Annotated in this window: 9 protein-coding genes; 7 read left to right on the top strand and 2 right to left on the bottom strand. The window is 68.3% G+C overall.

What is annotated here, in order from left to right:
- The first annotated feature begins 71 nt into the window (after positions 1–71).
- Positions 72–1,628 (top strand): DEAD/DEAH box helicase, encoded by a 1,557-nt coding sequence (locus NYE40_RS23395; protein ID WP_339279040.1) that lies wholly within the window; start codon positions 72–74, stop codon positions 1,626–1,628.
- Between the two features lie 228 nt (positions 1,629–1,856).
- On the opposite strand, the gene NYE40_RS23390 is transcribed toward NYE40_RS23395, so the two are convergent.
- A complete protein-coding gene (locus tag NYE40_RS23390) occupies positions 1,857–2,009 on the bottom strand; it encodes a DUF1540 domain-containing protein (protein WP_084137510.1) in 153 nt (50 codons plus the stop codon).
- A 261-nt stretch (positions 2,010–2,270) separates the two neighbouring features.
- On the opposite strand from NYE40_RS23390, the gene NYE40_RS23385 reads away from it, so the two are divergent.
- The 3 genes from NYE40_RS23385 (at position 2,271) to NYE40_RS23375 (ending at position 6,534) form a co-directional block, all read left to right on the top strand.
- Positions 2,271–3,962, top strand: coding sequence for a methyl-accepting chemotaxis protein (locus NYE40_RS23385; RefSeq protein ID WP_028600205.1), 1,692 nt, complete (start codon positions 2,271–2,273; stop codon positions 3,960–3,962).
- Positions 3,963–4,128: 166 nt separating this feature from the next.
- Entirely contained in the window at positions 4,129–5,547 is a 1,419-nt protein-coding gene (locus tag NYE40_RS23380) for a DUF3500 domain-containing protein (RefSeq protein WP_339279039.1), read from the top strand.
- Between the two features lie 135 nt (positions 5,548–5,682).
- A complete protein-coding gene (locus NYE40_RS23375; RefSeq protein WP_339279038.1) occupies positions 5,683–6,534 on the top strand; it encodes a neutral zinc metallopeptidase in 852 nt (283 codons plus the stop codon).
- 182 nt (positions 6,535–6,716) lie between these two features.
- On the opposite strand, the gene NYE40_RS23370 is transcribed toward NYE40_RS23375, so the two are convergent.
- Complete coding sequence (locus NYE40_RS23370) at positions 6,717–7,442, bottom strand: HD domain-containing protein (RefSeq protein WP_339279037.1); 726 nt, start codon at positions 7,440–7,442, stop codon at positions 6,717–6,719.
- A gap of 299 nt (positions 7,443–7,741) precedes the next feature.
- Here NYE40_RS23370 and NYE40_RS23365 point away from each other — a divergent pair, with 299 nt between their 5' ends.
- From NYE40_RS23365 to NYE40_RS23355, 3 genes are all read left to right on the top strand, one after another.
- Positions 7,742–8,896 (top strand): MoxR family ATPase, encoded by a 1,155-nt coding sequence (locus tag NYE40_RS23365; RefSeq protein ID WP_339279036.1) that lies wholly within the window; start codon positions 7,742–7,744, stop codon positions 8,894–8,896.
- Entirely contained in the window at positions 8,896–10,023 is a 1,128-nt protein-coding gene (locus NYE40_RS23360) for a DUF58 domain-containing protein (RefSeq protein WP_339279035.1), read from the top strand. The genes NYE40_RS23365 and NYE40_RS23360 overlap by 1 nt, the downstream gene beginning before the upstream one ends.
- Positions 10,024–10,443: 420 nt before the next feature.
- Positions 10,444–12,048: a hypothetical protein gene (locus NYE40_RS23355; protein ID WP_339279034.1), complete on the top strand. Its 1,605-nt coding sequence runs from the start codon at positions 10,444–10,446 to the stop codon at positions 12,046–12,048.
- Positions 12,049–12,871 lie beyond the last annotated feature (823 nt).

Below are 12,871 nucleotides of genomic sequence, written 5' to 3'. Positions count from 1 at the left end.
ATTGCAGCTTACGGAGCCTACAAGTTCGACCATACCGTGAAAATAGATCATTCAAAACGATAGGAGACCCAATGAAATTCACTGAGTTGAAGCTGATTTCCCCCATTCTCAAAGCGCTTGAGAAAGAAAGCTACACCGAGCCGACGCCGATCCAGGCGCAGGCCATCCCGGCGGCCCTCGAAGGCCGCGACGTGCTCGGCTGCGCGCAGACCGGCACCGGCAAGACGGCCGCCTTTTCCATCCCGATCATCCAGCGGCTGACGAGCCAAGGCGGCAAAGCCCAAGGCAAGCGCCGCATCCGCTCGCTCATCCTGACGCCGACGCGCGAGCTGGCGATCCAGATCGAGGACAACATCCGGGCGTACAGCCAGTTCACCGACATCCGCTGCTTCTCGATCGTCGGCGGCGTGTCCCAGCGGGCGCAGGAGATCCAGCTGGCGCGCGGCATGGACATCCTGATCGCGACGCCGGGCCGCCTCATCGACCTCATCAACCAGAAGCACGCCGACCTGCAGCATGTCGAGATCCTCGTGCTCGACGAGGCCGACCGCATGCTCGACATGGGCTTCATCAACGACGTCAAGAAGATCATGGCGCGCATCCCGGCCAAAAAGCAGACGCTGTTCTTCTCCGCTACGATGCCGCCGGAGATCAACCGGCTCGTCGAGTCGCTGCTGCATGACCCGGTCAAGGTCGAGATTACGCCCGTCTCTTCCACGGTCGACCGGATCGACCAGTCGGTCTACTTCGTCGACAAGGACAGCAAGCCGCAGCTGCTCATCCATCTGCTGCGCGACCGCTCGATCGAGTCGGTGCTCGTCTTCACCCGCACCAAGCATGGCGCGGACCGCGTCGTGCGCGTGCTGACCAAGGCCGGCATCACCGCGCAGGCGATCCACGGCAACAAGTCGCAGAACGCCCGCCAGGCGGCGCTCGGCAACTTCAAGAGCGGCGCGACGCGCGTGCTCGTGGCGACCGACATCGCGGCCCGCGGCATCGACATCGACGAGCTGTCGCATGTCGTCCAGTTCAACCTGCCGAACATCCCGGAGACGTACGTGCACCGGATCGGCCGCACGGGCCGGGCCGGCAAGAGCGGCACGGCGATCGCGTTCTGCGAGGACGAGGAGGTTCCTTACCTCAAGGACATCGAGAAGCTGACGAAAAAGAAAGTGCCCGTCGTAAGCGACCATCCGTACCCGATGGCCGGCGGCGAGCCGGTGCTTCCGTCGCTGTCGCAAAGCCAGGGCGGCGGGAACGCGCGCCAGGGCGGCGGCTCCCAGCAGCGTGATGGCGGGAACGCGCGCCAAGGCGGCGGCTCCCAGCAGCAAGGAGGCGGGAACGCGCGCCAAGGCGGCGGCTCCCAGCAGCGTGACGGCGGGAACGCGCGCCAAGGCGGCGGCTCCCAGCAGCAAGGCGGCGGCAACGCGCGTCAAGGCGGGCGTCCGCAGCCGAGCGGCCAGTCGCAGCAGCGTCCCGCAGCCGGCGGCTCCGAAGCGCAGCAGCCGGGCGCAGCCGGCGCCGGCCGCAAGCGCAAGCGTCGCCGCGGCGGCTCCGGCCGCGGTCCAGTCTCCGCCGGAACGGCTCCGTCCGCGCAAGGCGCGCGTAGCGGCCAGCCTCGCGGCTAAGGCGGCTGGCAGCCGGCCTCCGGCATATCGGCGGCCTGGCGCCGCTGATATGACGGAGGAGGACCATTTCTCGTACGGTACGCAAAGAACCTTATCTCCGCAAATGCGGGCGAGATAAGGTTCTTTTTTTATCCCGTTTTTTTTCATCTCGACTGATAATAAGAATCATTATTGGTTAATATAACAAAAGAGAAAGACGACCGCTGGCACGGCCGCCTTTCGGATGGATCACACTTTCGGTTCAAAGGTTTTGCAGTCGGTTTCGTCGGAATGGCTCGGCTTGCTGCTGCGGCTCACGACATAGATCGAAGAAGCGTTGCAGTGATTGCCGGCAGCCCAGTGCTTGCACGAGTTTACTTCACAGCGCACGTCTTTTGCCATGGATCTCACCTCCTTGGCATTAGGATGGTCGATCAGGATAGCTTTTTATACCTCCATTCGCTCGCCTTGAATCGTTGCAAGATTCGAGCGGGCTTTTTTTCGTTGCTTCGGTGAAGAAGCAATGTGTAAAAAGGCTAGACAGGAAAAGAATTTTTATTAATCCCATCATTCGTTTCGCGGAATACTGTGATTAATCGCTAACAACTTGGCCTTATCATGTCGAAATACATTCTATTCTGTTTTAGAAAGGATTATTTTCGCATGAAGATCAAGCTGAGGCACAAATTAATCGCCATTTTTGTTCTCGTCTCTCTTCTGTTCGGGCTGGCATCCGTCCTTTCCTATTTCAATGAGAAGTCGACACGGGCTTCGTACGCGTACATCACCGATGTGGCCGGGGAGCTCCGCTCCGACGCGCAGACGATCCAGATGCTGTCGGAACGGCAGGTAAGCCGGCTGAGGGCATTCCTGCTGTACGACGACCCGTCCTACAAGGAAGGGCTGTACGAGTCCAATGACGGGATCGACCAGACGATCGCGTCCGCGATGAAGCGGAGCGATGCCAAGGAGGTCCGGGAGCAGCTGGAGCGCATTCAAAAGGCGAACCATCAGTTCCGCCAGATGACCGTGCGCATCATGAACGCTTATCTCGTCAACAAACGGCAAGCCGCGCTGGAGGGGCAGAAGGACATCAAGCCGATCAGCGACGAGATCCGGGCCGAGAGCGACGCGCTGGCCACCTGGGTCGAGAAGGAAGTCATCGAGGTCGTCAAGCTGGAGGCGCAGCGTAAAGCCGAGAAGGGACAGCTGTTCATCATGGTCATCTGCGGCCTGGCTTCGGCCGCGGCGATCGCCGCCGGCTGGTTCGCCGCGCGCATGATCAGCCGTCCGCTCGCCGGCCTGAACGGCGCCGCGCAGCGGATGGCCGACGGCGACCTGACGGGGGAGCAGCCGCAAGTGCGCGGCCGCGACGAGCTGCGGGAGCTGAGCGACTCGTTCCGCCGCATGTCGGACAACATACGCGGCATGGTCGGCGGCATCGCCGTTCACGCGGGCAGCCTCGGCTCTGCGGCGGAGCAGCTGAGCAGCGGCGCCGAGCAGTCGGCGCGGGCCGCGGAGTCCGTGGCGTCGGCGATCGAGGAGATGGCTGGCGGCGCGGAATGGACCGCCGCGCGGGTGGAGGAGAACCGGGAGACGCTGAAGGAATTCGCCCAAGGCGCGGAGCTCGTCGGATCGACGTCCGCCGAGGTGCTGGAGCTGTCTCGCCGGACGAGCCAGGAGGCGGAGCAGGGCGGACGCATCGTCGCCGAAAACCTGGAGCAGATGCAGACGATCCATGCTTCGATCGAACGCGCGAGCGGCGTCGTGCACTCGCTGTCGGAGCGCTCGCGGGAGATTCGCGGCATCCTGCAGGTGCTGGGCGAGCTGTCTCGCCAGACGAACCTGCTGGCGCTCAACGCCTCGATCGAGGCGGCCCGCGCCGGCGAGCATGGACGGGGCTTCGCCGTCGTGGCCGACGAGGTGCGCTCGCTCGCCGAGCAGTCGCATCGGTCGGCGGGCTCGATCGGCGCGCTGATCGGCGCGATCCTGCAGGAGACGGAGGAATCCGCCCGGCTCATGGAGGAAGCGATGCGCAGCGCGGAGGACGGCGTCGAGGTGTCGCGCCAGGCTTCCGACAAATTCGGCGTCATTCTCGGCGGCACCCGAGGCATTACTCCGCATATGGAGGAAATGGCGGCCGTGGCGCAGCAGATCCGCGTCCGCGCCGGGGAGATGACGGAGTCCGGCCGCCGCATGGCCGAGGTCGCGCAGTCGCATTCGGCGAGCGCCCAGGAGGTTGCGGCTTCGACGGAGGAGCAGCTCGCTTCGATGGAGCAGATGCGCGCCTCCGCCCGATCGCTCGCGGAGATGGCCGACGAGCTGCAGGGGCTGGTCAGCCGGTTCCGTACGTAGGCGGATGGAGCCTTGCCTAGCGGCGGCCAGGATGCCGCTTGCTCCATGCAGCGTCCCATGGGACGGGCTTTTGCCCTCCATGGGGCGTTTTTGCTTTGCCAAGAAACGTATAAAAGGGAGGCGGGAGGAAGAAGCTAGCAGGTGGAAAAAGGAGGAGAACAGAGCCTTGAAGCAGAGCAGGTGGAGAAAAACGGCTGCGATGGCCGTATTGGCGACGGGAATCGGCGCGACGCTGGGAGGCGGCTATCCCGGACCGGAAGCGCAGGCGGCCCCGGCCCCGGCGCTTGCGCCGAGCTTGATGGACATGGCGGCCCGAGCGCCGCTTGCGCGGAACGAAATGGACGGAGCCGCGCCGTCCGTGCCCTCGCCGCAAACGTCGAATGCGACGACGGGAACGGCGGCGCGGCTGGATGCGCCGCATCAGGCAGCTGGAGCTGCGCCTGCGCCGAATGCGGCGCGCCGGGCGCCGGGCGCCGCCGCGCCAGGACAGGCAGGAAAGCCTGCGCCTCCTGGCGGCAAGAGCGGCCTCGCCGTCGCGGACGCGGCCGTCGGCCAGGCGATGGCGCGGCCGATCGCGTCGTCCGCCGAGGCGAGATGCCCGGCGCAGCCAACCAAGCCGGAGCGGCCGGGCGAAGCGTCCCAGACGGATGCGCCGTCGCGGCTCGTTTGCCTGGCGGTGGCGTTCGAGGCGACGCTGACGCCGCCGCAGCGGGAAGCGCTGCGGCTTCCTTTTACGGCCAAGCATGCCGTCAGCTGGAGCAACCGCCCCGTCGACGAGTTCCCGCGCAACGGCATCGCGCTCGGCACGCTCGGCGAGGACAGCCTGGAGGCGCTCAAGGCGCTGCTGCGGGAGGCGCTCAGCGAGGGCGGCTACGACACGGCCCGAGGCATCATCCTCGCTGACGACAAGATGTCGTCGGCCGCAGGCGGCAATCCGCGCTGGGGCTCGGCGCTGTACCATGTCGCGTTCCTCGGCGACCCGAGCAGCCGCGAGCCGTGGATGCTGCAGCTGAGCGGGCGCCATCTGGCGCTCAACCTCGCCAGCAACACGCGCGAGACCGGCGTGACGCCGATGTTCCTCGGCATCGAGCCGCGGCTGTTCTCCGCCGGCGGACGCGACTGGGCGGTCATGGAGCCGCGGCTGGAGAGCATGTACGCGATGCTGCGCTCGCTGCCGCCCGACCAGATGGCGGCGGCACGGCTCGGCGACAGCCACGCCGACGTGCTGCTCGGCCCGGGCAAGGACGGGCACTTCCCCGAGGCGGAGGGCATCCCTTACTCCCATCTCGGGGAGCAGCAGAAGCAGCGGGTGCGCGCGTCGATCGCCGCCTGGGTGCGCACGGCGGCTCCGGCATCGGCGCAGGCGCTGCTCGCGGCCTACCTTTCGCCCGAAGCGCTGGAGCGCACGTACATCGGCTGGTCGGGCTCGACGGACGACCGCGTGCCTGGCTCGTACGTCCGGATCGACGGGCCTCGCCTATGGCTGGAGACGGTCACGCTGGCGGAGGAGGCGCTGCCCGGCCGCGGCCATGTGCATACGGTGTGGCGCGACCGCAAGGCCGATTACGGCGGCTGCTTCTTTTAGGACGTGCAAGGCATGCTTGCAGCCTAAGTCCGGCTCGGCGGCATTCCGGTCGGCGACGTCCTTTTCGCCCCCTTCGCGTCAATGGCCCGGAAGCGGGTATATCTTCAATAAAACGAAGGCGCGGAGGAGAAAGGGATGCGGACGCAAGGGAGAAGAGGCAGCGCGAACGTGGAGGACCGCCGGGGCAGAGGCATCGGCGGCAAGACGGTGGTTGGGGGCGGCATCGGCGGCATCATCCTGCTGATTCTCGTCACGCTGATGGGCGGCAATCCGGGCGACCTGCTCGGCGGCGTCATCGGCGGAGCGGGCACGGAGCAGTCGCAGCCGTACGAGGAGACGGCCGAGGAGGCGGAGCTGTCGCAGTTCGTGTCGGTCGTGCTGGCCGATACGGAGGAGATCTGGGGCGGCCTTTTCCAGCAGCAGGGACTGACGTATGAAAAGCCGACGCTCGTCCTGTACGACGATGCGGTCGAATCGGCCTGTGGCACGCAGCAGTCGGCGGTGGGGCCGTTCTACTGTCCGGGCGACCGCAAGCTGTACATCGACCTCAGCTTTTATGACGAGCTGCGCCGGCAGTTCCAGGCTCCGGGCGACTTCGCCATGGCGTATGTGATCGCCCACGAGGTCGGGCATCATGTGCAGACGCTGCTCGGCACGTCGGACAAGATCATGCCGCTGCGCGAGAGGCTGAGCGAGGAGGAGTTCAACCAGTACCTCGTGCGCTTCGAGCTGCAGGCGGACTACTACGCCGGCGTCTGGTCGCATCATGCGCAGGGCAAGAGCCTGCTGGAGGAAGGCGACCTGGAGGAGGCGCTCACGGCCGCGAGCGCGGTCGGCGACGACCGCATCCAGGAGAAGGCGCGCGGCTACGCGGTGCCGGAGAGCTTCACGCACGGCACGTCGGAGCAGCGCAAGCGCTGGTTCTACAAGGGCTTCGAGTCCGGCGCGCTCGAAGGCGGCGACACGTTCGGCGCGAAGAGCTTGTAGGCGCGGAGCAGTAGAGCATGCAGAAAGGTCCTCGGGGCATGAGCCCTGAGGACCTTTTTTTGGCTGGCGGCAGGAGCCGGCAATCGAATATTCGCAGGTTCCTTCCTCGGCGGTCAGCAAGCGGATCTCGCGGTCCATGGCATCCTTCCTCATCCCCTGATGGTGTCGTCGTTCCGGCGCGGCTACCGCTTGCCGTCCCATTCCAGCCGGAACTGCTCCAGGTAGCCGAGCATGAAGTCATGGCGCTGCTCGGCGATGCGCTTGGCCGCCGGCGTGTTGAGGCGGTCCTTGAGCTTCAGCAGCTTCTCGTGAAAATGGTTGATCGCCGTGCTTTTGTCCTTGCGGTATTCCTCGGACGTCAGCACGAGGCGGTCGCGCGGAGGCAGGCCGGGATCGTGGATCGGATGGCCGACGTGGCCGGCATAGGCGAACGTGCGCGCGACGGCGATCGCGCCGATCGCGTCCAGCCGGTCGGCGTCCTGGACGACGCGGCCCTCGGGCGTGCGCATCGGGGGATTCGCCCCGCCGTTGTAAGACATCGTGCCGATGATCTCCAGCACATGCTCCCGGTCGCCGGGGGCCAGCTCGCGCGCCTCCAGCCAGGAGGCGACCTTGGCCATGCCCGCTTCCTTGGACGGGTTCAGCTTCTCGTCGGCGACGTCGTGCAGCAGCGCGGCGAGCACGCAAAGGAAGGCGTCGGCGCCTTCCTCCGCGGCCAGACGGCGGGCCATGTCGGCGACGCGCTGCACATGCCACCAGTCGTGGCCGCTCGTATCGCCGCCCAGCTCGGCGCGGGCGTAGGCTTCGGCATCGGCGAGCAGGGCGGCTGCGGACGGGCTTGGCGGCGTCGGGACCGCAGTCGGATCAAGATCAGGAGCCTGGGTCGGTTGCTCGTGCAGATTGGACACGGGGATCACAGCCTTTCGGGCAGGCGCTGGGCCTGGCGGGAATGGTTCAGGAGGCGAAGCTCCTCCGGCAGCAAAGGATCGGGAGGGCGCGGACGAGCGGGCCTCCCTTGCGGCGGCTTCTGGCTCCAGTGTAGCAGGAGCCGTTCAGGCCGCCTTCCTTGCGGCGGGCTTCTGGCTCCAGTGTAGCAGGAGCCGGGCGGCTCGTCTGCCCTTTTCGGGCGGCTTTCCGTGCCAGGACGGCCGGCTTTTGGTAGAATCAGGAGACAGAGGGCGGCCGAGGGCCGGGGAGGAGCGAGGACATGGAACAGGTGAAAGCGCTTGCCGATGCCGTTCGGACAAGCTTGGCGCAGACGATCGTAGGCAAGGGGGAGGAGGTGGAGCTGCTGCTGACGGCGCTGCTCGCCTCCGGGCATGTGCTGCTGGAGGACGTGCCGGGGACGGGCAAGACGCTGCTCGCGCAGTCGCTGGCGGCGGCGCTCGGGCTGGAGTTCCGCCGGGTGCAGTTCACGCCGGACCTGCTGCCGTCGGACCTGACGGGCATCCACTACTACAACCAGAAGGAAGGCGAGTTCCGCTTCCGCCCAGGCCCGCTGTTCACGCAGATCGTCCTCGCCGACGAGATCAACCGGGCGACGCCGCGCACGCAGTCGAGCCTGCTCGAGTGCATGGAGGAGCGCCAGATCAGCATCGAGGGCGAGACGATGGCGCTGCGGGAGCCTTTCCTCGTGCTCGCGACGCAGAATCCGATCGACAGCCAGGGCACGTTCCCGCTGCCGGAGGCGCAGATGGACCGGTTCATGATCCGCATGAAGCTCGGCTACCCGGATCGGGAGGAGGGCGTCGAGATTTTGCGGAGGACGGCGCTCGGGCAGCTGCAGCGGGGCGGGACTCCGGGCGAAAAAGACCCCGCGGCGGCAGGCGGCCGCGCGGACGAAGGGAACCGGTCCCGAGAGGCGCAGCTGCTGGAGGCGCAGCGCCGCTGCCGCGAGGTCGCGGTCCACGCCGACCTGCTCGCCTATCTCGTCGAGCTGGCGGAGGCGACGCGCGAGCATCCGGACGCGCTGCTCGGCGTCAGCCCGCGCGGCACCCAGGCGTGGCTGCGCGCGGCGCAGGCGTACGCGGCGATGCAGGGCCGCGCGTATGTGCTGCCCGACGACATCAAGCGGCTGGCGGTGCCGGTATGCGCCCACCGCATCGTGCCGCGCCGCCGCCAGGAGCCGCAGGCGGCCGCGGCCGGGCGCATCATGCAGGACGCGCTGGCGCGCGTGCCCGTGCCGAGCGAGGAGGCGCTGGCCGCGCTCGCCGCGAGCGCCGCGGGCGGGAAAAGCCGGGCTGTCGGGGCTGCCGGATCAGCTGGCGGGGTCGGGCCGGCCGGGACAAGCGGGGCAGGCCGATTTGCCGGGACAGCGGGCGAGCCGGGCGCTTCTTCGGGCTCCGGCGCGGGAGGCCGCTGATGGGGATGCTCGCGCTGCTGGCCGCGCTGGCGGCGGCGCTCGGCCTGCAGGGGCTGCTGCTCGGGCGCTGGGCGCTGCGCGGCGTGCGGGTGGAGCGCTCGTTCAGCGCGTCGGCTTGCCATGCGGGAGATGCCATCGAGATGGTCGAGACCATCGAGAACGGCAAGCGGCTGCCGGTGCCGTGGCTGCGGCTGGAGGCGATGCTGCCGGCGGGGCTTTTGTTTCGCGGGACGGGCCAGATGTCGATCAGCTCCGGCTCGATCTACCAGAACCACGCCAGCTTGTTCACGCTGCCGCCGCGAGTGCGGATCATTCGCCGCCATGCCGCCGTCTGCGCGAGCCGGGGCGTCTGGCATATGGGCACCGCGACGATGACGGGCGGCGATCTGTTCGGCCTGTTCGCGGCGTCGATCAAGGTCGAGCTGCCGTGGCGGCTCGTCGTCTATCCGGAGCTGGCCGGCCTCGAGCGGCTGCCGGAGTCGTGGCTGCGCTGGCAAGGCGAGCTGGAGGTGCGGCGCTGGGTGGCCGAGGATCCGTTCGTGACGAGCGGGGTGCGGGACTACGCGCCGGGCGACGCGATGAACCGCATCCACTGGAAAGCCTCGGCGCGCTCCGCCGGCCTGCAGGTGCATCGCTACGGCCACACGGCGAATCCGCGGGCGATGCTGCTGCTGAACGTCGAGGAGTCGGAGACGATGTGGGGCCGGGTGAACGACGCGGAGGGGCTGGAGGAAGCGCTGCGCTGCGCCGTCGCGAGCGCGGCCGAGCTGCTGCGCCGCGGCCTTGGCGCGGGCTTCGCGCATAACGCGATGCTGGCCGAGGAAGCGGCCGGCTTGCCGGACCGCGTCGAGCCCGGCTACGGCGGACTCGCGCTGGAGCCGCTGCTGGAGGCGATGGCGGCGGTGGCGCCGCAGGCGCGGGTGCCGTTTCACGAGCTGCTGCGCCAGGAGGCGGATCGGCAGGAGCAGGGAGCCGGCGGCGAGCGGCTCGATTATCTGCTCATCACGGCGCATGAGTCGGCCCGCGTGCGGGAGGCGGCGGAGCGGCTGTCCGCGCTCGGGCATGGCGTGACGATCGTGCGGCCGCCGTCCGCGGACGGGCGCAAGCGAAGGAGGGAGCCGGCATGAGCGGTCGGAAGCGGTTGGACGACGGCCTGAAAGGATGGCGGCAGGAGCCGGGAGAAGCGGATTCAGCCGCAGCGGGCGGTCCGAAGCAGAAGGACGCGGGCCGGCTGGAGCCCGGCGGCTCGAGCGGGTCGGGGCACGGGGGAGCGAGCGGTCCGGAGCAAGGCGGAGCTAGCGGTCCGGGGCATGTCGGAGCGAGCAGGTCGGGGCACGGGGAATCGAGCGGTCCGGAGCATGTCGGATCGAGCGGGTCGGGGCACGGCGGAGCGAGCAGATCGGGACACGGGGAATCGAGCGGCCCGGAGCGGGATGAGTCGGCGCTGGCGGCGGCGCAGCTGGCCGAGGATCGGCGCGGCCTGTTGCTGTGGGGCACGCTGCCGGAAACGGCGGCGCTCTACCCGGCGGCCGTGCTGGCCGCCGAATATGCCGCGCCGGCGCTGGCGGCGCCGCTGCTGTGGGCGCTCGGCGCGCTGCTGCACGGCCTCGGCGGCTGGAGCGGCCTGCGCGAGGCGCAGCGCGGCCGCTTGGGCGCCGGGCGCTGGCTGGGCGCTGGCCGCCGCGCTCGGCGCGGCGCTCGGCTGGGCGGCCGTGCCGGCCGGCGGTTCGGCCGCCGGCATCGCGGCCGCGGCGCTCGGCGCGCTCAGCGCTGCCGCCGCGATGCGCGGTCGGCAGCATGGCCGCCGCCGGTTATGGCTCGGCGGCGACGCGCGCCTGGCTCTGGCCGGGCTCGCGCTGGCGGCAGGGGTTTATTTCGCCGGCGCGGGTATCGAGCGGCTGCTGCCGTACCGGCAAAGCCTGCTGCTGTTCGCCTTCGCCGCGATCAGCTTGCTGCTGCTGCGCTGGAACGGCTGGCAGCTGCGCCGAGCGGCGCATGCGGAGGATAGCAGCCGCGCGGTAACACCGAGTATTGCCATGCTCAATCGGCGGCTCACGCTCGGCGTCGTCGCCCTGCTCGGGCTCGGCGTCCTTTGGCTCGGCCCGCTGCAGGCGCTGCTGGACGGCTTGCGCTCGCTGCTGCGCCGCCTGCTGTCCGGCTCGACAGAGCCGCCTCCTCCCGCGACGGAGCCGCCGGCCGGCGCAACGGGGATGCCGCCGATGCCTCCATCCGAGCCGCCGCCGGCTTGGCTGGCGCTGCTCAGCGATTGGTTCGGCTACCTCACCGCTGCCGCCGCTGCCGTGCTCGCGCTGGTGCTGCTTTACCGGCTCGTGCGGCGCTGGCTGCCGGAGCGGCTGCGCCGGCTGCTCGGCCAGCTGCTGCGCTGGCTGCGGCTGTCGCGCGAGCTGCGCCGTCCGGGCGTCGAGACCGGCTACGTCGACGAGGTCGTCCGCCTGGAGCGGGTCGGCGACGCCCAGCGGCGCGGCCGCCACAGCGCCGGCGGCGGCGATCCGGCCGCCGGGCCGGGCGGCGAAGCGCGCCGCCGATACCGCGCGCTGATCGCGCGCGAGATCGGCCGCGGCTACGCGTACCGCGCCGACCGCACGCCGGCGGAGCATGCGCGCGAGCTGGAACGGCGGCTCGGCGGCGGCACGTCCGGCGGTGGAGGAGACGCGGTCGGCAGCGTGAGATCCGCGTCCGGGGTTAGAGGGGGCGGAGTCGGCAGCGTGGGATCCGCGTCCGGCGGCAGTGGGGGCGCGGTCGGCAGCGTGGGATCCGAGTCCGGCGGTAGAGGAGGCGCGGGAGACGCCGAGCAGGCTGCTGCTCCATGGCGTCCTGCTGCCGAGTCGGCTGCGGCCTCTATACAGCGGGGCGCAGCTTCACGCTTGGCCCGCTGGTTCGGCGGCCGAGGCTCCGTCGACAGCGGTGCGGCTGCGCCCGCTGCGGACTCGGGCGCCGAGCTGCGCTCCGCGAACGAGCTGGCGGAGCTGCTCCGCCAGTACGAGGCGGAGCGGTACGGGGCGCCCGCTGAGGCGAATCGGCATCGGCCAGCAGCTGTGGACGGGCCTGGCTCCGTTTCAGCTGGGGCAGGAGCTTCAAGTTCCGGCGCTCTGGCCAGCGAGGACGACGATTCTAGCGATCTCCGCGACTAAGCTGGCGACCGCTCGAGCCCGGCAGGCACCCCAATTTGGGCCGCCGACTAAAATCCAGGGCACAAAAGTGCCTTGGATGCACCGAAACGGGCCGCCGAATAAAATCCAGGGCACAAAAGTGACTTGGATGCACCGAAACGGGCCGCCGAATGAAATCCAGGGCACAAAAGTGCCTTGGATGCACCGAAACGGGCTGCCGACTAAAATCCAGGGCACAAAAGTGCCTTGGATGCACCGAAACGGGCTGCCGACTAAAATCCAAGGCACAAAAGTGCCTTGGATCCTCCGAGACGGGCCGCCGAATAAAATCCAGGGCACAAAAGTGCCTTGGACCCGCCGAAACGGGCCGCCGACTAAAATCCAGGGCACAAAAGTGCCTTGGATGCACCGAAACGGGCTGCCGACAAAAATCCAGGGCACAAAAGTGCCTTGGATGCACCGAAACGGGCTGCCGACAAAAATCCAGGGCACAAAAGTGCCTTGGATGCACCGAAACGGGCTGCCGACAAAAATTCAGGGCACAAAAGTGCCTTGGATCCTCCCAAACGGGCCGCCAAATAAAATCCAGGGCACAAAAGTGCCTTGGATGCACCGAAACGGGCCGCCGACAAAAATCCAGGGCACAAAAGTGCCTTGGATGCACCGAAACGGGCCGCCGAATGAAATCCAAGGCACAAAAGTGCCTTGGACCCGCCGATGGGATCCATAAATTTGGACCGGTGGCTGCCGCTTCAGAGGCTTGGCCTGCGTGCCGCGTCCGGAGCCGTTCAATTGAAGCGCGGGCGGTCATTCCTGCCGCCCGCGCCTCTTCTTTCCTCTGCTG

The organism is Paenibacillus sp. FSL W8-1187 (assembly GCF_037965485.1).
In the GTDB taxonomy this organism is placed as follows: Bacteria; Bacillota; Bacilli; order Paenibacillales; family Paenibacillaceae; genus Paenibacillus_O; species Paenibacillus_O pasadenensis.
This window is presented reverse-complemented; position numbering and strand designations above follow the sequence as displayed.

Bases quoted from the DNA above. Each gene is read 5' to 3' on its own strand.
- NYE40_RS23365 (WP_339279036.1), top strand. From the start codon at position 7,742: ATGGAACAGGTGAAAGCGCTTGCCGATGCCGTTCGGACAAGCTTGGCG.
- NYE40_RS23390 (WP_084137510.1), bottom strand. From the start codon at position 2,009: ATGGCAAAAGACGTGCGCTGTGAAGTAAACTCGTGCAAGCACTGGGCT.
- NYE40_RS23375 (WP_339279038.1), top strand. From the start codon at position 5,683: ATGCGGACGCAAGGGAGAAGAGGCAGCGCGAACGTGGAGGACCGCCGG.
- NYE40_RS23355 (WP_339279034.1), top strand. From the start codon at position 10,444: ATGCCGCGCCGGCGCTGGCGGCGCCGCTGCTGTGGGCGCTCGGCGCGC.
- NYE40_RS23395 (WP_339279040.1), top strand. From the start codon at position 72: ATGAAATTCACTGAGTTGAAGCTGATTTCCCCCATTCTCAAAGCGCTT.
- NYE40_RS23385 (WP_028600205.1), top strand. From the start codon at position 2,271: ATGAAGATCAAGCTGAGGCACAAATTAATCGCCATTTTTGTTCTCGTC.
- NYE40_RS23360 (WP_339279035.1), top strand. From the start codon at position 8,896: ATGGGGATGCTCGCGCTGCTGGCCGCGCTGGCGGCGGCGCTCGGCCTG.